22 protein-coding genes are annotated in these 16,351 nt (G+C 72.6%); 17 read left to right on the forward strand and 5 right to left on the reverse strand.

Annotation, left to right across the window (positions count from 1 at the left end; translation table 11 throughout):
• Positions 1–3 precede the first annotated feature (3 nt).
• Positions 4–294, reverse strand: coding sequence for a GlsB/YeaQ/YmgE family stress response membrane protein (locus OJ962_RS04375; RefSeq protein ID WP_202953595.1), 291 nt, complete (start codon positions 292–294; stop codon positions 4–6).
• A 189-nt stretch (positions 295–483) separates the two neighbouring features.
• On the opposite strand from OJ962_RS04375, the gene OJ962_RS04380 reads away from it, so the two are divergent.
• From OJ962_RS04380 to OJ962_RS04405, 6 genes are read left to right on the forward strand one after another with little or no spacing between them, the layout of a single operon-like run.
• Positions 484–1,572 carry a carboxylate-amine ligase gene (locus OJ962_RS04380; RefSeq protein ID WP_202953596.1) on the forward strand — a complete coding sequence of 363 codons (1,089 nt, stop codon included), beginning with the start codon at positions 484–486 and terminating at the stop codon, positions 1,570–1,572.
• Positions 1,573–1,581: 9 nt separating this feature from the next.
• Complete coding sequence (locus OJ962_RS04385) at positions 1,582–1,938, forward strand: hypothetical protein (RefSeq protein ID WP_202953597.1); 357 nt, start codon at positions 1,582–1,584, stop codon at positions 1,936–1,938.
• Complete coding sequence (locus OJ962_RS04390) at positions 1,935–3,104, forward strand: zinc-dependent alcohol dehydrogenase (protein WP_202953598.1); 1,170 nt, start codon at positions 1,935–1,937, stop codon at positions 3,102–3,104. The genes OJ962_RS04385 and OJ962_RS04390 overlap by 4 nt, the downstream gene beginning before the upstream one ends.
• The gene (locus OJ962_RS04395) at positions 3,101–3,847 is read left to right on the forward strand and encodes an MBL fold metallo-hydrolase (RefSeq protein ID WP_202953599.1); all 747 of its coding nucleotides are present in this window, start codon (positions 3,101–3,103) and stop codon (positions 3,845–3,847) included. The genes OJ962_RS04390 and OJ962_RS04395 overlap by 4 nt, the downstream gene beginning before the upstream one ends.
• A gap of 13 nt (positions 3,848–3,860) precedes the next feature.
• Positions 3,861–4,400, forward strand: a complete 540-nt coding sequence (locus OJ962_RS04400; RefSeq protein ID WP_202953600.1) for a methylated-DNA--[protein]-cysteine S-methyltransferase — start codon at positions 3,861–3,863, stop codon at positions 4,398–4,400.
• Complete coding sequence (locus tag OJ962_RS04405; RefSeq protein WP_202953601.1) at positions 4,397–4,888, forward strand: hypothetical protein; 492 nt, start codon at positions 4,397–4,399, stop codon at positions 4,886–4,888. The genes OJ962_RS04400 and OJ962_RS04405 overlap by 4 nt, the downstream gene beginning before the upstream one ends.
• Before the next feature lie 41 nt (positions 4,889–4,929).
• Here the strand turns inward: OJ962_RS04405 and OJ962_RS04410 are convergent, their stop codons facing one another.
• A complete protein-coding gene (locus OJ962_RS04410; protein WP_202953602.1) occupies positions 4,930–5,358 on the reverse strand; it encodes a winged helix-turn-helix transcriptional regulator in 429 nt (142 codons plus the stop codon).
• A gap of 21 nt (positions 5,359–5,379) precedes the next feature.
• On the opposite strand from OJ962_RS04410, the gene OJ962_RS04415 reads away from it, so the two are divergent.
• The 8 genes from OJ962_RS04415 to OJ962_RS04450 all read left to right on the forward strand — a co-directional run bounded on the left by OJ962_RS04415 (position 5,380) and on the right by OJ962_RS04450 (position 12,424).
• A complete protein-coding gene (locus OJ962_RS04415; protein WP_255525775.1) occupies positions 5,380–6,807 on the forward strand; it encodes an MFS transporter in 1,428 nt (475 codons plus the stop codon).
• Entirely contained in the window at positions 6,792–7,211 is a 420-nt protein-coding gene (locus OJ962_RS04420) for a hypothetical protein (RefSeq protein ID WP_202953604.1), read from the forward strand. The genes OJ962_RS04415 and OJ962_RS04420 overlap by 16 nt, the downstream gene beginning before the upstream one ends.
• Entirely contained in the window at positions 7,208–9,055 is a 1,848-nt protein-coding gene (locus OJ962_RS04425; RefSeq protein ID WP_202953605.1) for a hypothetical protein, read from the forward strand. The genes OJ962_RS04420 and OJ962_RS04425 overlap by 4 nt, the downstream gene beginning before the upstream one ends.
• Before the next feature lie 60 nt (positions 9,056–9,115).
• Complete coding sequence (locus OJ962_RS04430; RefSeq protein WP_202953606.1) at positions 9,116–9,715, forward strand: RNA polymerase sigma factor; 600 nt, start codon at positions 9,116–9,118, stop codon at positions 9,713–9,715.
• A 20-nt stretch (positions 9,716–9,735) separates the two neighbouring features.
• A complete protein-coding gene (locus tag OJ962_RS04435; RefSeq protein WP_202953607.1) occupies positions 9,736–10,086 on the forward strand; it encodes a hypothetical protein in 351 nt (116 codons plus the stop codon).
• A gap of 93 nt (positions 10,087–10,179) precedes the next feature.
• A complete protein-coding gene (locus tag OJ962_RS04440) occupies positions 10,180–10,569 on the forward strand; it encodes a GntR family transcriptional regulator (protein WP_202953608.1) in 390 nt (129 codons plus the stop codon).
• Positions 10,566–11,432: an ABC transporter ATP-binding protein gene (locus tag OJ962_RS04445; protein WP_202953609.1), complete on the forward strand. Its 867-nt coding sequence runs from the start codon at positions 10,566–10,568 to the stop codon at positions 11,430–11,432. Before OJ962_RS04440 ends, OJ962_RS04445 begins: the two co-directional genes overlap by 4 nt.
• A complete protein-coding gene (locus OJ962_RS04450) occupies positions 11,429–12,424 on the forward strand; it encodes an ABC transporter permease subunit (protein ID WP_202953610.1) in 996 nt (331 codons plus the stop codon). The genes OJ962_RS04445 and OJ962_RS04450 overlap by 4 nt, the downstream gene beginning before the upstream one ends.
• On the opposite strand, the gene OJ962_RS04455 is transcribed toward OJ962_RS04450, so the two are convergent.
• Positions 12,408–12,965: a putative glycolipid-binding domain-containing protein gene (locus tag OJ962_RS04455; RefSeq protein WP_202953611.1), complete on the reverse strand. Its 558-nt coding sequence runs from the start codon at positions 12,963–12,965 to the stop codon at positions 12,408–12,410. The genes OJ962_RS04450 and OJ962_RS04455 overlap by 17 nt on opposite strands.
• Before the next feature lie 132 nt (positions 12,966–13,097).
• On the opposite strand from OJ962_RS04455, the gene OJ962_RS04460 reads away from it, so the two are divergent.
• Entirely contained in the window at positions 13,098–13,271 is a 174-nt protein-coding gene (locus OJ962_RS04460; protein ID WP_270006208.1) for a hypothetical protein, read from the forward strand.
• A gap of 10 nt (positions 13,272–13,281) precedes the next feature.
• Here the strand turns inward: OJ962_RS04460 and OJ962_RS04465 are convergent, their stop codons facing one another.
• Together OJ962_RS04465 and OJ962_RS04470 are read right to left on the reverse strand one after the other, a co-directional pair.
• On the reverse strand, positions 13,282–13,758 hold the full coding sequence (locus OJ962_RS04465; RefSeq protein WP_202953612.1) for a hypothetical protein: 477 nt from the start codon (positions 13,756–13,758) through the stop codon (positions 13,282–13,284).
• Between the two features lie 82 nt (positions 13,759–13,840).
• The gene (locus OJ962_RS04470) at positions 13,841–14,731 is read right to left on the reverse strand and encodes an SDR family oxidoreductase (RefSeq protein WP_202953613.1); all 891 of its coding nucleotides are present in this window, start codon (positions 14,729–14,731) and stop codon (positions 13,841–13,843) included.
• A 17-nt stretch (positions 14,732–14,748) separates the two neighbouring features.
• On the opposite strand from OJ962_RS04470, the gene OJ962_RS04475 reads away from it, so the two are divergent.
• Positions 14,749–15,768, forward strand: a complete 1,020-nt coding sequence (locus OJ962_RS04475; protein ID WP_202953614.1) for an aldo/keto reductase — start codon at positions 14,749–14,751, stop codon at positions 15,766–15,768.
• A 17-nt stretch (positions 15,769–15,785) separates the two neighbouring features.
• Positions 15,786–16,286: a hypothetical protein gene (locus tag OJ962_RS04480; protein WP_202953615.1), complete on the forward strand. Its 501-nt coding sequence runs from the start codon at positions 15,786–15,788 to the stop codon at positions 16,284–16,286.
• Positions 16,287–16,351 lie beyond the last annotated feature (65 nt).

Here is a 16,351-nt window from a genome sequence, read left to right on the forward strand (position 1 = left end):
TTCCTAGTGGCGCGCGGTGCGCGCGGGCGTGCCGCTGCGGCCGCGAACGGCGCGGAGCACGAGCAGGACGAGCATCGTGCCAACGATGGCGCCGATGATGCCGCCGAGGTCGAATTTGTCGTTGTCGCCGATGCCGAGCGCGTAAGTGAAGAGCGCCCAGCCGACGAGTGCGCCGACGATGCCCACGAGCACCGTTCCGACGAAGCCCATGGAGTCCTTCCCGGGCAGAAGTGCGCGGCCGATGTACCCGGCGATGATGCCGATGACGACGGCGGCGATGAGTTCTCCGATCATGGGCCAGATCTACCCCTTGCGAGCAGGGAAAATACCGGCTCGTCACTGCCGTGACGGGCGTCATCGCGCGGCGACGGCGGCCGGGCGTGGAAAACCCGCGCCGCGGGTAGAGCCCGGCCGCCCATGCCGATTACTTCTCTCACCTCTTCGCCATTGAGCTTCAAGGGATCAGACCGATTCAGCCTTGGGGTGGAGGAGGAGCTGATCGCGGTCCACCCGGGCACGTTGCTGCCGTGCGGCGGCACCGAGGACCTGCTGGAGCGCGCCGGGCTCTCGCCCGAGCACGTCACGGGCGAGGTGACGGACGGCGTGCTCGAGCTCCGCACGCCCGTGTGCGACGACGCCGGTGAGGCCGTCGCCATCCTGGGCGCGCTGCGCGCGGAGCTCGGCGAGGTCACGCCGCTCGTGGGTGCGGGCGTGCACCCGCTGGCGCGCTTCGGCGAAGTGGTTCTGCGCGGCGGCGAGCGCTACGAGCTGATCGACCGCAGCATGCGGGCGATCATGCGGCAGACGCCGCACTGCGGCGTGCACGTGCACGTCGGCATGCCGGACGGCGAGACCGCGGTGCGTGCCGCGAACGGCATGCGCGGCTGGATCCCGCTGCTGCAGGCGCTGGGCGCGAACTCGCCGTACTGGTACGGGCAGGACTCCGGGCTGGCCAGCACGCGCTCGGTCATCTGCAACTCGTTCCCGCGCTCGGGCATCCCGCGCGCGTTCGAGGACTACGCCGACTACGCGACGACGGTCGAGGAGCTGCGCGCGCTCGGCGAGTGCCCGGACGACAGCTACCTGTGGTGGGACCTGCGTCCGCACCCGCGGCTCGGCACGCTCGAGATCCGCGCGCTGGACGCGCAGTCCTCGCTGGAGGACCTGGTCGCGCTCGTCGCGCTCACGCACTGCCTGGCCGTGCACGAGGCGAGCACCGTCAAGCGCCGCCGCCTGCCGGGGCCCGAGGCGCTGCGCGAGCTGAGCTTCCGCGCCACGCGCGACGGCCTGGAAGCGCGCCTGCTGTCGGAGGGCACGCTGCGGCCGGTGCGCGAGGTCGCGCTGCACGCCGTCGCGGTCGCCAGCGCGTACGCCGCCGACCTCGGCTGCTGGGACGAGCTGATGCTGGTCCACCGCCTGCTCGAGCGCGGCAACGGCGCCGTGCGCCAGCGCACGAACGCGGCCGAAGGCGGCGTGGAGCTGATGCTGCGCCGGTTGGTCGACGAGACCGCCCGGTGGCGGAGCGTCAGGGCCGTGACGAGCGCGCCCGAGGCGGTCGCGACCGCGGGGTAGCGCCCGTGGATGAGTGTTGCCGATAAGGCGAAGGACGCGCTGAGCAAGGTCCGATCCGGACCGCTGGAGGCGAGTCGGACCCTGCCGATCCGGGCCTCCAAGGACGAGATCGAGCAGGTGTGGACGAGCCGCACTACCACGATCTTCGACGGGATCCCGATGGAGAGCGCCACGACGCAGTACGGCCAGACCGTGCGCGACTGGGGGCTCGCGGTGACCGTGCACCTGCGACTGAAGGAGGCGGTGCCGGACATGGCGGCCAACACGCTGGCCGGCAAGGCGGTGCGCCGGCTGAAGGCGCTGGTGGAGACGGGCGAGGTCCCGACCACCGAGAACAACCCGTCGGCGCGGGAGGACGCGGCATGAGGGCCCTGTGCTGGATGGGCGTCAACGACCTGCAGGTCAACACCGTCCCGGATCCCACGATCGTCAACCCGCACGACGTCGTGCTCAAGGTCGGCCTCACGACGACCTGCGGCTCGGATCTGCACCTGCTCGGCGGCTACGTCCCGACGATGCGCGAAGGCGACGTCATCGGCCACGAGTACATGGGCGAGGTCGTCGAGGTCGGGCGCGAGGTGTCCAAGCTGCGCGTGGGCGACCGTGTCGTCGTGCCGTCGTTCCTCGGCTGCGGGAAGTGCTGGTACTGCGACCACGACGAGTACTCGCTGTGCGACAACACGCACCCGAAGCCCGAGCTGGCCGAGCCCGTGCTGGGCTACCCGACCGGCGGCATCCCGGGCTACTCGCACGCGTTCGGCGGCTACGCCGGCTCGCACGCCGAGTTCATCCGCGTCCCGTTCGGTGACGTCAACGCGTTCACGGTGCCGGAAGGCGTGACGGACGAGCAGGCGCTGTTCCTGTCCGACGCCGTGCCCACTGGGTACATGGGCGCCGACTTCGCCGACATCAAGCCGGGCGACACCGTCGCCGTGTGGGGCTGCGGCGGCGTCGGGCTGATGGCGCAGAAGAGCGCGATGATCATGGGCGCCGGTCGCGTGATCGCGATCGACCGCATCCCCGAGCGGCTCGCGATGGCGCGCGACATCATCGGCTCGGAGACGATCAACTACGAGGAGTCCGACAGCGTCCTCGAGGAGCTGCGGGAGTTCACGCACGGCATCGGCCCGGACTCGTGCATCGAGGCCGTCGGGATGGAGGCGCACGGCACCGGGCCGCAGTATGCCTACGACCGCGTCAAGCAGGCGCTGCACCTGGAGACCGACCGCGGCAGCGCGTTGCGCGAGGCGATCATGGCCGTGCGCAAGGGCGGCACGCTGTCGATCGTCGGCGTCTACGGGCTCATGGACAAGTTCCCGCTCGGGATCCTGATGAACAAGGGGATCACGATCCGCACGTCCCAGCAGCCCGGCCAGCGCTACATGCCGGCCATGCTCGAGCACGTGCAGAAGGGCGAGCTCGACCCGTCCTTCCTGGTCACGCACCGGATGTCCCTGGAGGACTCGCCGAAGGGCTACCAGCTGTTCAAGGACAAAGAGGACAACTGCATGCGGGCGGTGTTCAAGCCGTGAGCCTCACCCGCGACGTCGCGCCCGGCGTCCACCGCATCGAGGACGCCTACACGAACTGGTACCTGATCGAGTACGACGGGTCCTTGACCGTGGTCGACGCCGGCGTGCCGACGTCGTGGGACTCGCTGTTGAAGGCGGTCAAGGAGCTCGGGCACTCGCTGGACGACATCCGCGCGCTCGTGCTCACGCACGCGCACTTCGACCACGTCGGCTTCGCGGAGAAGGCGCGCCAGCGGCTGGACATCCCGGTCTACGCGCACCGGCGGGAGGTCGGGCTCACGCGCCACCCGACCCGCTACGACCACGAGCGGCCGCGCTCGAAGTACCTGCTCACGCAGCCGCGGGCGCTGCCGATCGTGGCGGCGCTCACGCTGAATCGCGCGTGGACGCCGAACCCGGTCGGCGACGTGACCCCGTACGAGGACGGCGACGTGCTCGACGTCCCCGGCCGTCCGCGCGTGGTGTTCTGCCCGGGCCACACGTACGGGCACTGCGCGATGCATCTGCCCGACCGCGACGCGATCCTCGTCGGCGACGCGTTCGTGACGCTCGATCCGTACACGGGCAAGCGCGGGCCGCGGGTGGTCGCGCGCGCGGCGACGGCGGACTCCGAGCAGGCCAAGCGCAGCCTCGACGCGCTCGCAGCGACCGGCGCGCGCATCGCGTTGACGGGCCACGGCGAGCCGTGGCGCAACGGGGTCGATCAGGCGGCGGAGGCGGCGAAGGCGACGCCGGTGGCGTAGGTACGCTGGCCGTGTGCTGCGGTTCGAGACGGCGATCGGCGAGTGCGCGCTGGAGTGGAGCGACGACGGGCTGACGCACGCGTACCTACCGCGGTCGTTCCCGCTCGACGAACGCCCGCGCACGGGCGGCGCCGCCACCAGCGGCTCGCCGCCCGCCACCGCGGTCTCGCCGCCCGCGTTCGTCCTTGCGGCGGCCGACGGCATCGCTGCGCTCTTCGCCGGCGAGCCGCGCGACCTGCGCGAGGTGCCGCTCGACCTCACCGGCGTCGAGGCCTTCGCGGCCGCGGTCTACGCCGCCACGCGCGCGGTCGGGCCGGGCGAGGTCTGCACGTACGGGGACCTTGCGCGGGCGGTCGGATCACCCGGCGCCGCGCAGGCCGTCGGGCGGGCGCTGGGTTCGAACCCGTTCCCGATCGTGGTCCCCTGTCACCGTGTGCTCTCATCGACGGGCGCGCTGCACGGCTTCTCGGCGCCCGGCGGGATCGTCACCAAGCGGCGGATGCTGGAGATCGAGCGTGCGCCCGGTTTCACCCAGCAATCCCTGTTCGCTTGAAGATCACGTTCCACCGAGAAGCTCGCGGCCGCTACCACTCGACCTTCACGCGCCCGGACGGCGCGGTCATGAAGCTCCGGGGCGGCTCCTACAACCAGCTCGGCGGCGGCGTGCGCGTGCCGCACGACATCGCGCACCTGATCGTCGAGCAGACGCTCGAGCTGCGCGGCGGGCTGTGGGGGACGATCGCGGTCGGCGGCCTGGTCGCCAACCTCGAGTTCATCGGGGGCAAAAGGCCGCCGCACTCGGAGAAGAAGGCGTGGGCGATCACGGACGCCGCGGGGGAGACGCTGCGTCAGTCGGAGGTGATGGTGCGCGCCGTCGCGGACGCGATCAGCGACGGCGGCTCCGTCCGGACGGGTGAGCGCTGGGCCGTGCCCGTAACGCGCGAGCAGCTGGAGCTGATGGGCTCCCAGCTGCGCAACTCCGCTGCGCGCTGGGACCAGGTGCGCGAGGGCGGGACGCTCGAGATGACCTGGCGCATCTAGGCGGTCCCGCCGCGTCGGTCGCCGCCCCAGGCGACCGGTCGCTACGCGACCGGCTCGGCCGCGCGCGCGTCGTACGCGGCGCGGGCGGCGGCGACCTGGTCCTGGTGGGACTCGGTCCACGTGACGAGCGCCTGGACCGTGGAGTGCAGGCTCTCGCCGAGCGGCGTCAGCCCGTACTCCACGCGCGGCGGCACGACCGGGTAGACCGTGCGGGTGACGAGTCCGTCGCGCTCGAGCTGGCGCAGCGTGACCGTGAGCATCCGCTGCGAGATCCCGTCGATCTCCCGGCGCAGCTCGTTGAAGCGCAGCGTCCGGCCCTCGAGCAGCGCGATCGCCAGCAGCGACCACTTGTCCGCGATCCGGTCCAGGATCTGGCGGACCTCGCAGTCCTCCCGGGTGTCCCACTGGTGAGCGTCGTTGCGGGAGGTGTCGCAGCAGGAACCGAGTGACTCTGAAGTGCCTTCTTCCATTGCTGCGGATGGTGACGCATCATGCGGCTACTTACTAGAAGTAACCGTCAAGGAGGCACCGTGACCAGATCCCGAACGCTGTTGCTGCTAGTGCTGTCGGGGGCGATCTTCCTCGAGGGCGTCGACGTCTCGATGATGGGCGTCGCGCTGCCGTCGATCCGCGAAGAGCTCGGGCTCGCCACGAGCGAGCTGCAGTGGATCGTGAGCGCGTACGTGCTCGGCTACGGCGGGTTCGTGCTGCTCGGCGGACGCGCGGCGGACCTGCTCGGCCGGCGGCGGATGTTCCTGTCCTGGATGGCGGTGTTCATCGTGTTCTCCGCCCTGGGCGGGATCGCCGACAGCGGCTGGCTGCTGATCCTCGCGCGGTTCGTCACCGGCGTGGCCGCGGGCTTCATGGCGCCGGCCGGGCTGTCGATCATCACGTCGAGTTTCGCGGAGGGCTCCGAGCGCAACCGTGCCCTGCTGATCTACGCGGGCGTGGCCGCCGCGGGCTTCTCGCTCGGCATGGTCGTCGGCGGGCTGCTGACCGCGATCGGCTGGCGCTGGGTGTTCTTCGCGCCGGTCGCGATGGCGTCGCTGCTGATGCTCGCGGCCATGCGGGTGGTGCCGCGCGACGCGGAGCGGGCGGCGGGTGCGTTCGACCTCAGCGGCGCGCTCAGCCTCACCGCGGCCATGATCCTGCTCGTGTTCACCGTCGTGCGCGCGCCCGACGTGGACGTCGCGCTGACCGTCGTCGGGCTGGTGGGCAGCGCCGCGCTGCTGGCGGCGTTCGTCGCCGTCGAGCGGCGCGCCGCCGCGCCGCTGGTGCGGCTCGGCATCCTGCGCAGCGCGTCGCTGGTGCGGGCCAACGTGGGCACGATGCTGTTCATCGGCGCCTTCGTCGCGTTCCAGTTCGTCGCCGTGCTCTACTTGCAGGAGCTGCGTGACTGGTCGCCGGTGGAGACCGGGCTCGCGCTGATGGTGCTCGGCATCGACGCCATCCTCGCGCCCACGCTCACGCCTCGGCTGGTCGAGCGCTTCGGCAAACTGCCCGTGATCGGCGCGGGGATGGTCCTCGCCGCGGTCGGCTACGGGCTCTTCCTGCCGCTCGGGCCGGACTGGACGTACCTGCAGATGCTGCCGACGATCGTGCTCGTGGGCGTCGCCTTCGCGCTGGCGTTCGGGACGCTGATGATCGTCGCGACGGACGGCATCGCCGAGCACGAGCAGGGCCTCGCGAGCGGACTGCAGTACGTGTCGCTGCAGTTCGGCGCCGCCGTCGGGTTGGCCGTGGTGGCGGCGGTCAACGTCGCCGCGACCGACGGGACCTCGGAGGCCGCGCGGCTCGACGGCTACCAGGCCGCGCTGTTCGTGCCGGTGGCCGCCGTGCTGCTCGCCCTGGCGGTGACGGCCACCGCGCTTCCGGAGTCCCGGCGAGCGTCCGTCATAGGAGCATGCTCAAGTACCTGAAGCAGCATCCGATCGCGTTGCTGGCGCTGTTCCTCTCACTCGGCGGCACGTCCTACGCCGCCAACACGGTCGTCGCGCCGCCGCCGCCCACGAACGCCGCGACGACGGCGTACGCCCAGATCTTCGCGCTGCGTCACGGCGCGCCCTACGTCGAGGTCAACCGCGCCTCCGGCATCGAGAAGGCCAACGTGCTGGTCTGGTCCGACAACACGATCTGCCTCGACGGGCTCCAGCACGAGCCGCGCAACGTGCAGGTGACGCCCGGCGACTGGGCGCGCAACCCGACCGTCTGGATCCGGCCGGCGAGCGGGCCGTGCGCCGGCAAGCAGGTCCGGATCACGCTCAACTCCGTCGACGGCTCCTACCCGTACTACCACCAGTTCTTCGTGACGGTGCAGTCGTGAGGCGCGTTCTGCTGATCGCGGCCGCGGGCGTGACGCTCGCCGCCGCCGCGCCCGCGCAGGCCGACTGGACGCCCGGGGTCACGGACCTGCAGACCGTGGCCGCGATGGACCCCGTCCACGACGTCGCCGTCGACGACGCGGGCAACGCCCTCACGGTGTGGGAGGCGCCCCTCACCGGGCGAACCGCCATCCGCGTGCGCCGCTACGACGCCGCGGCCGGTGTGTGGGAGACGACCGTGCGCGAGCTGTCGGTCGCGAGCTCGAACAACATGAGCCCGCTCGTCGGCATGGACCGCGCCGGCAACGCGCTCGCGCTGTGGGCGCAGGCGGTCAACGGCCAGCGCGTGCTCAAGGCGCGCCGGTTCGACCGCTCGACCGGCACGTGGGAGACCGCGAGCGCGACGCTCTCGAGCGCGGACGAGAACGCCACGCAGCCGGCGCTCACGTTCGAGGCCGATGGTGACGCGCTCGCCGTCTGGACTGCGAGCGGCGTGGTCCGCTCCCGCCGCTACGACGCCGTCGCCGGCGCCTGGGAGTCCGCGTCCACCGCGCTGTCCTCGGATGCGGGCGACGCCTACCAGCCCGCCGCGGTCGTCGACGACAGCGGGAACGCCACCGTGGCCTGGCAGGCCCCGGACGGAATCGAGGTCAAGCGCTACGACGCCGCCAAGGACCGCTGGCCGGCCACGCCCACGCGTCTCTCGGTCCCGGGCGAGTCCTCGTCCGGCGTGGCGCTGGGCGTCGACGCCGCCGGGCGCGTGCAGGCGACCTGGGGCGCGTCCGAGGCGGGCGGGACGTTCGTGCAGTCACGCCGGTTCGAGGGCGGCACGTGGGGCGCGCCGACCCCGCTGACCCCGCGCAACGGGATCGCCCACGCGCCGCAGCTGGCGGTCACGCCGGACGGCCGGGCGACCGTCGCGTGGTTCGCCCAGGGCGACGGCAAGTTCGTCGTCCGCGCGCGCACCTTCGACGGCAGCCGCTGGGACGCACCGACGAACCTGTCGACGCCGGGGGCCAACGCGCTCTCGCACCAGCTCGGCGCGGACGCGTCCGGTCGCGCGATCGTCGTCTGGCGCAAGCCCGGCCAACCGACCACGGTCGAGAGCCGCCGGTTCGACGGCACGACGTGGGAGCCTGGCCCGGTCGTGCTGTCCGAGACCACGACCGCGCAGGAGCCTGAGCTCGGCGTCGCCCCCAGCGGTCACGCGTTCGTGGTGTGGCACCGGCCGTCCGGCTCGAACGTGACGCTCCAGGCCCGCCGCTACGCACTGCCGCCGGTGATCGCACCGCCGACCGGTGACGCGCCGGGCGGCGGCGTGCCGACGACGCCGGCCGACCCCGGCGCGCCGACGTCCGGCGGTCCGGCGCCGACCACGCCCGGCAACCCCGTGCCCGGCGACGGCGCGCCGACCGCTCCGGGCGGCCCGGCCCCGGCCGGTGGAGGGGGGCAGCCGCCGGTCGAGTCGCCTGGGATCAGCGGCGGCGCCGACGAGGGCCGGACGGCCGGTGGGCTCGTGGGTGGCGCCCAGGCGCCCGCCGGCGCGCCGGTGCCGCCGGTGACGCCCCGCGCGTCCGTGCCGGACGCGCCCGAGATCACGCGGCTGCGCGTGCGCGAGAAGCTCGAGCTGAACCTGTCCGCGCCCGCGCGGCTGCGGGTCACGATCGAGCGCCAGACCGGCAACGGGTGGCGTCTGCGGCCGGGCGTCCTCGACCTGCCCGCGGTGCAGCGCGGCACCGTGCGCATCAGCCTCAGCCGCTTCAAGCTCCGCGCCGGCCGCTACCGCGTGACGGTGGTCGCCGGCGGGCGCACGACGGCCCGCACGACGTTCCGCGTCGCCGGGTAAGGGGGCGGATCAGGGTCGTCACTGAGGTCAGGCGGGCGCGCGTGGCGGATCGTCAGGGGCATGCCTCCCCAGCATCGCTCCGCCCTCGCCCGCCTGGCCGCTGAGCGCGGCCGCTACGAACAGCTCGTCGTGACCCGCTTCGGCGGGACGCTCAGCCGCGAGGACGCCGAGGACATCGTGTCCGACGCGCTCCTCGCGGTGGCCGGAAAGGTCCCGCCGGGCGCGGGGCGCGCGTGGTTCGCGCGCGTCGTGCTCAACCGCGCGGAGGACTTCCGCCGCGCGCGCGACGGCCGCCGCTCGCCGCGCGCGTTCGTGGAGCTCGACGAGCAGCTCGCCGCGACACCCGAGGACGACGGCTTCGACCGCGCGCTCGCGCACCGCACCGTCCACCGCGCGCTGCGGCGGCTGCCCGCCGAGTACGGCACGCTCATCCGCCGTCGCCACCTGCACGGCGCGTCGCGGCGGGAGATCGCCACGGCGCTGAACCTCTCGCTGCACCAGTACGAGAAGCGCCACGCGCTCGCGTGGGGCGCCCTCCTGCACCTCGTCGCCAGCGACGAACCGACGGCCCGTTGCCGGCCGGTGCGCCGCTCCCGCACCTACGCCGAAGCGCATCTCGTCGAATGCCTGAATTGCCGGCTCGCGCTGCGCTTTGCCTGAAAGTGGGTACATCGTGAGCAATGGGACTTGCGCTGCGGATCCTCGTCCTCGCCGCCTGGGTCGCGGCCGTGTGGGTCGTCCTCCTGGAGCTGCAGTCCGCGGGCGCATGGCTCTCGCTGCTGGTCGGTACGGTCGTCGTCGGGGCGCTGGTCGGGCGCTGGTGGGCGCTGCTGGCGCCGGTCGCCCTCGCCGTCGTCTGGACGATCGCCGGCACGCTCGCGCCCGACGGCAGTGACGACTGGAACTTCGCGAGCTACGCGACGGTGGGCGCGATCGCCGCCGTGGTGTTCGCGCTCGCGATGGCGATCGGCGTCGGAGTGCACCAGCTGATCGCGCGCCGACCGGCCACGCCGGGCGCCGCGCGCCGCTGAGTCGCCCGCCCGCGGAGCTCCGACACGCCGCGCGTCGGCGTGCCGTACCTCGCGCGTCAGACCAGGCATCTATTGTGCTAGGTTCATAGCACAATGATTGAGTTCCACCTCGACGGCGGCTCCGGCCTCTCGCCGTACCAGCAGATCGTCCGGCAGGTCCGGCACGCGTTGCGCCTGGGCCTGCTGAGCGAGGGGGACCAGCTCCCGACGGTCAAGGACGTCGTGGCCGCGCTGGCCATCAACCCCAACACGGTGCTCAAGGCCTATCGGGAGCTCGAGCACGAGGGCCTGGTCGCCGCGCGCCCCGGCGTCGGCACGTTCGTCACCCGCACGCTGGCCGACACGACGCTCGCGGCCCACGGCCCGCTGCGTCAGGAGCTGCGCCGTTGGTTGGGCAAGGCCCGCAACGCCGGCCTCGACGACGAGAGCATCGAGGCGCTGTTCCAGACCACGTTTCGAAGTGAGATGAGGGAGGTCGCATGAGCACCGTCCTCCGGGCCGTCGGTCTGGGCAAGACGTACGGGCGCCGCGCCGCGCTCGACGACTGCACGCTGGACATCCCCGCGGGCCGCGTGGTCGGCCTCGTCGGGCCGAACGGCGCGGGCAAGTCGACGCTGCTCAACCTTGCGGTCGGGATGCTCGCGCCCACGAGCGGCACGATCGAGGTGCTCGGCGGCACGCCTCCGGAGCACCTGGCCAAGGTCGGCTACGTCGCACAGGACACGCCGACCTACGCGCACCTGACGGTCGCCGATCATCTCGCGCTCGGCGAGCACCTGAACCCGGCGTGGGACGCCGACCTCGCGCGGCGCCGGATCGAGCGCCTGGGCCTCGATCCGCGCCAGCGCGCCCGCAAGCTCTCGGGCGGCCAGCGCGCGCAGCTCGCGCTCACGCTCGGGATCGCCAAGCGGCCTGAGCTGCTGATCCTCGACGAGCCGGTCGCTTCGCTGGACCCGCTCGCGCGGCGGGAGTTCCTGCAGGACCTGATGGAGGCGGTGGCCGAGCAGGAGCTCAGCGTGATCCTGTCCTCGCACCTCGTGTCCGACCTCGAGCGCGTGTGCGACCACCTGATCGTGCTGGTGGCGAGCCGCGTGCGGCTCGCGGGCGATCTCGACGACATCGTGTCCGGGCACGTCCGCGTGTCGGGGCCGCGCGACGCCGGGCACCCGGGCGAGCTCGTCACCGCGAGCCACACCGACGTGCAGTCGACCTACGTCGTCCGCTACGACGGGCCGATCGCCGACCCGACCTGGAACGTCGGCCACCTCAGCCTCGAGGACATCGTGCTGGCGTACATGGAGCAGCGCCGCGAGCCCGCGGTGCGGGAGCTGGAGTCGGTCCGATGATCTGGCTCAGCTGGCGCCAGTTCCGCTTTCCCGCGTCGGTGATCGTGACGGCCGCGGGGCTGCTGGCGCTCGCGCTGCTCGCGGTCGGGCTGCCCGACGAGGCGCTGAACCTGTTCGAGGCCGAGCGCACGCACATCCAGGTCTACACGATCGCCACGCTCGCGATGTTGCTGCTTCCGGCGGTCATCGGCATGTTCTGGGGCGCGCCGCTCGTGGCGCGCGAGCTGGAGGCCGGCACGCACCGGCTGGTGTGGAACCAGAGCGTCAGCCGCAGCCGCTGGCTGGCCACCAAGCTGGCGCTGATCGGCGGCGCGGCCGCGCTGGTCGCCGGCGCCCTCGGCCTGCTGCTCACGTGGTGGGCCGAAGCCGTCCACGCGGCGCAGGTGTCCGGCCAGGAGGCGCAGGGCATCGCGGGCGCGCTGCGGATGGAGCCGATCATGTTCGCCTCGCGCGGGATCGTCCCGATCGGCTACGCGCTGTTCGCCTTCGCCCTCGGCGTCACCGCCGGGACGCTCATCCGCCGCACCGTGCCGGCGATGGCGGTCACCGCGGCCGTCTTCGCGCTCGTGCAGTTCGCGGTCCCGCCGTTCGTCCGCGCCCACCTGGGCCCGACGACCCGGACCGTCACCGTCACCCCCGAGAACCTCGGCGGGTTCTTGATCGCCGGCAAGGGCGGCCCGGTCGTGGAGATGCGGGTCCGCACGACCGAGCCCGGCGCGTGGATGATCGCCAACGAGACCGTCGCGCCCCCCGGCCAGGCCGGCTTCCCGTCGTTCCTGACCTCCTGCGTGCGTCCGGACGCGAAGCGGATGAAGCCGATCGCCGATCCCGCCTGCTTCCAGCGGCTCGCCGACCTCGGGTACCGCCAGCGCGTGGTGTTCCAGCCCGCCTCGCGGTATTGGACGCTGCAGGCGATCGAGCTGGCCGGGTTCACCGCGCTCGCCGCCGGCCTTTTCGGCCTCACCGCCTTCTGGGTCAGGCGGCGCGTGTAGCGATGCCCGGGTAGTCGAGCACGAGCCCGCACGCGTCGTAGACGAGCTCGCACTGCAGGTCCGGCGACCAGTAGTCGAAGCGCGCGCGCCCGGCCGCGTCGTCGGGCAGGCGCGTGTAGCGCTGCTCGAGCCGCTCGACGGTGAGCGACGAGAACCGCACCCAGGCCGCGGGCGCTTCGGCCGACTCCCCGACGGCGAGCGCGAGCCGGTGCACCGGGAACGCGTTGGTGAACGCCGAGGACTCCAGGTCGACGTCGAAGATGCCGTCCAGGTGCGGCGCGGGACCGCCGTCGATGTGCCAGGCGCCGTCGCCGTCGGCGAGCAGGTGCAACTCACGGCCGAAGCTCGCCACGCGCGCGCTGCGGGTCACCCATTCGGGGGAGAGGTCGATCGCGTACTGGACGGCGAACCCGTCGCCGTCCTCGATCGCCGCGGTCGCGCCCTCGACCGTCCAGCGCGGCTCGATGAACACCACCTCGAAGCCTTCGCGCAGGTCCTTGTGGCGCCAGGCGACCTGGCGGGGCGGGTCGGTGAACGTCATGGAGGGATGGTCTCGGAAACGCCACATCCGTTACGGATGGCGCTGGCTGGACACCTTTTGGACGATTGTCGTACGCAAGTCGGCCAACTTCAGCTTGACCGGTTGCTCAGGTCCGGCTAGTTTCGGCCCACCATGAACGCCGGGCTGTCCACCTCGCCTCATCAGTATTCGGTACCGCAGGTGCGCGAAGTCGCGCCTCCCGCCAAGCCGGAAGCCGAGCCGCGCCGGCCGCTCACGCAGCGTGAGCTGGTCGCCATGTCGCTGCTCGCCTGCCCGGATCGCGGGGGCGTCGCCAAGCGCATTTGACGCTTCCGGATCATCCCACGGGCGCCGCGGCGATCGCGCGCTCGACGTCCTCGACGTCGATCGGGCGGGCCTGCTCGCGCAGCAGCCGCCGCAGCCGTGGACCGATCCGCGTCGGGCCGTCCGAGGCGACCGGCGTCCTCGCCTGCCCGGCGAGCACGCGCATGACGTGCTCGACCTCGACGCTGTCCGCGCCCTCGCGCGCGGCCTCCGAGCGCGCCAGCGCCAGCACGCGCAGCATCCGCGGCGTGTAGGTCGGCGGCTCGATCGTCAACCCGCGGTAGCGCCGGTGCGCGGCCTGCCGGGAGATGCCGACCTCGCGCGCGATCGCGGCGAAGCTCTCGCCCTGGTCGAGGGCGCGGCGGACCTGCTCGTGCTCGTAGGTGTCGAGTGCGGCGCGCAGGTGGGTGAGCGCGTTCAGGGCGTCGAGCGGGTCCGAAGCGGTGAGCGCGCGCTGCAGCTCGGTGAGGATCCGTGCGGCGGTGGACATCAGGGCGCCCAGGGTCGCCGCCGCCGGGCGACCCTTCCAGCCGCGCCGTCGGCGCGGCAACGTCTGCGCGCGGACGTCCGAGCTACGCGGGCGTGCCGCCGAGGACCTTGATCGTCTCGCCGGCGATGTAGCTGGACTCCTGCGAGGCGAGGAACACGTAGGCGGGGGAGAGCTCGACGGGCTGCGCCGCACGCTTGATCGGGGCCTGCTCGCCGAAGGAGGCGACCTTGTCCGGCGGCATCGTCGCCGGGATCAGCGGGGTCCACACCGGGCCGGGCGCGACGCCGTTGACGCGGATGCCCTGCTCGATCAACAGCTGGCCGAGGTTCTTGGTGAAGTTGACGATCGCACCCTTGGTGGCGGCGTAGGCCAGCAGGTTCGGCGAGGGCTGGAACGCCTGCTCGGAGGCGGTGTTGATGATCGCCGAGCCGGGCTCCATGTGCTTGAGCGCGGCCTTGGTGGTGCGGAAGAACGAGATGATGTTCGTGTTGAACGTGCGGACGATCTCCTCGTCGCTGAGGTCGTCGAGGCCCTCGTGCGACATCTGGAACGCCACGTTGTTGACCAGGATGTCGATGCCACCGAGCTCGGCCACGGTGCGCTCGACGATCTCCGTGCAAAAGCTCGCGTCGGTGAGGTCCCCCGCCAGGGCCAGGCCCTTGCGGCCCGCGTCCTTGACGACGGCGAGCGTCTGCGTCGCGTCGGACTCCTCCTCAGGCAGGTGCGTGATGACGACGTCCGCGCCCTCACGCGCGAACGCGAGCGCCACCGCCCGGCCGATGCCCGAGTCGCCGCCCGTGATCAGCGCCTTGCGTCCCTCCAGCCGGCCGCTGCCGCGGTAGCTGTCCTCGCCGTAGTCGGGCTTCGGCGTCATGTCGGACTCCAGGCCCGGATGCTCGAGCTGCTGCTCGGGCTGCTCGGGCTGCGGGAACTGCGTGGTGGGGTCCTGCTTGGTGGTCTGATCCTGGGCCATGTGGGGAGGCTGCCCCCATGGAGCACCGCACCCTGGGAATCAGCGGCTGCGTCGTCTCGACGCTGACGCTGGGCACGATGACCTTCGGCCACGAGACCGACGAGGCGGGCGCGCACGCGCAGCTCGACGCGTTCGTCGCGGCCGGCGGCAACTTGATCGACACCGCGGACGTCTACACGCGCGGCGCGTCGGAGGAGATCATCGGCCGCTGGCTCGCGAGCCGCCCCGAAGCGCGCGACCGCGTCGTGCTGGCGACCAAGGGCCGCTTCCCGATGGGCGAAGACGCCAACGACGTCGGCCTCTCGCGCCGCCACCTGAGCCGTGCGCTCGACGCTTCGCTCCAGCGCCTGCAGGTCGACGCGGTGGATCTCTACCAGGTGCACGCCTGGGACCCGCTCACGCCCCTGGAGGAGACGTGGAGCTTCCTCGACGACGCCGTGCGCGCGGGCCGGGTCCGCTACCTCGGGCTGTCCAACTACGCGGGCTGGCAGGTACAGAAGGTCGCGGACCTGGCGGCGTTCCGTGGCCTCGCCCGCCCGGTCACGCTGCAGCCGCAGTACAACCTCCTCGTCCGCGAGATCGAGTGGGAGATCATCCCCGCATGTGCGGAGAACGGGCTCGGGTTGCTGCCGTGGTCGCCGCTCGGCGGCGGCTGGCTGACCGGCAAGTACACGCGCGAAGAGCGGCCGAGCGGCGCGACGCGGCTGGGGGAGGACCCGAACCGCGGTGTCGAGGCCTACGACCGCCGCAGCACCCAGCAGCGCACGTGGGACGTGATCGACGCGGTCCAGCGGATCGCCGGCGAGCGCGGTGCCTCGATGGCCCAGGTCGCGCTCGCCTGGCTCGTCGACCGCCCGCGGGTCACGTCCGTGATCCTCGGCGCGCGCACGATCGAGCAGCTCGAGGACAACCTCGGCGCCGCCGGACTGCACCTGACGGCCGAGGAGACCGAGCGCTTGAACGCCGCCAGCGACCCCGCGCCCGCCGACTACCCCTACGGCGGCCCGGGCGTCGAGCAGCGTACGCGGACCCTGTGAGTGGGTAGCGCCCGCGCATGCCTCCCGTCGCCAGGACCATCGCCGGCGGCGCCGCGGCCGGGCTCGCCGGAGCCGCGGCCATGGCGCTCACCGCACGCCTCGAACAGCTCTTCACGCACCGCCCGTCGTCGTTCGTGCCGGCCAAGACGCTCGCGCACCTGCTGCGGCTGTCCAAGCCTGACGACGAGCGGATCGCACGCAATCTGGCGATGCACTTCGGGACGGGCGCGCTCGCGGGTGTGCTGCGCGGGACGATGAGCGCCGCGAACCTGCGCGGGCCGTGGGCGTCGGCGATGCACACCCACCTGCGGCTGAGCATCGACCAGATGCTCGAGAACGCGACCGGCGTGGGCGCGCCGCCGTGGACGTGGCCGCGCGACGAGCTGGTGATCGACGTGGCGCACAAGGCGGTCTTCTCGTTCACGACGGGCGCGATCACGGACCGGCTGATCGCGCCCGCGCCCGGTAGCTCGGCGCGGCGGCGGGCACTTGGCGCGCGGCTCAAGGGCCGAGCTTGACCCGCTGCGCCGAGGACCTCGACGGTCCGCTCGCGGCCGCGCGCCCGTAGGAAATCGTGCAGGCT

It is taken from the genome of Solirubrobacter deserti (assembly GCF_027587175.1).
Taxonomy (GTDB): Bacteria; Actinomycetota; Thermoleophilia; order Solirubrobacterales; family Solirubrobacteraceae; genus Solirubrobacter; species Solirubrobacter deserti.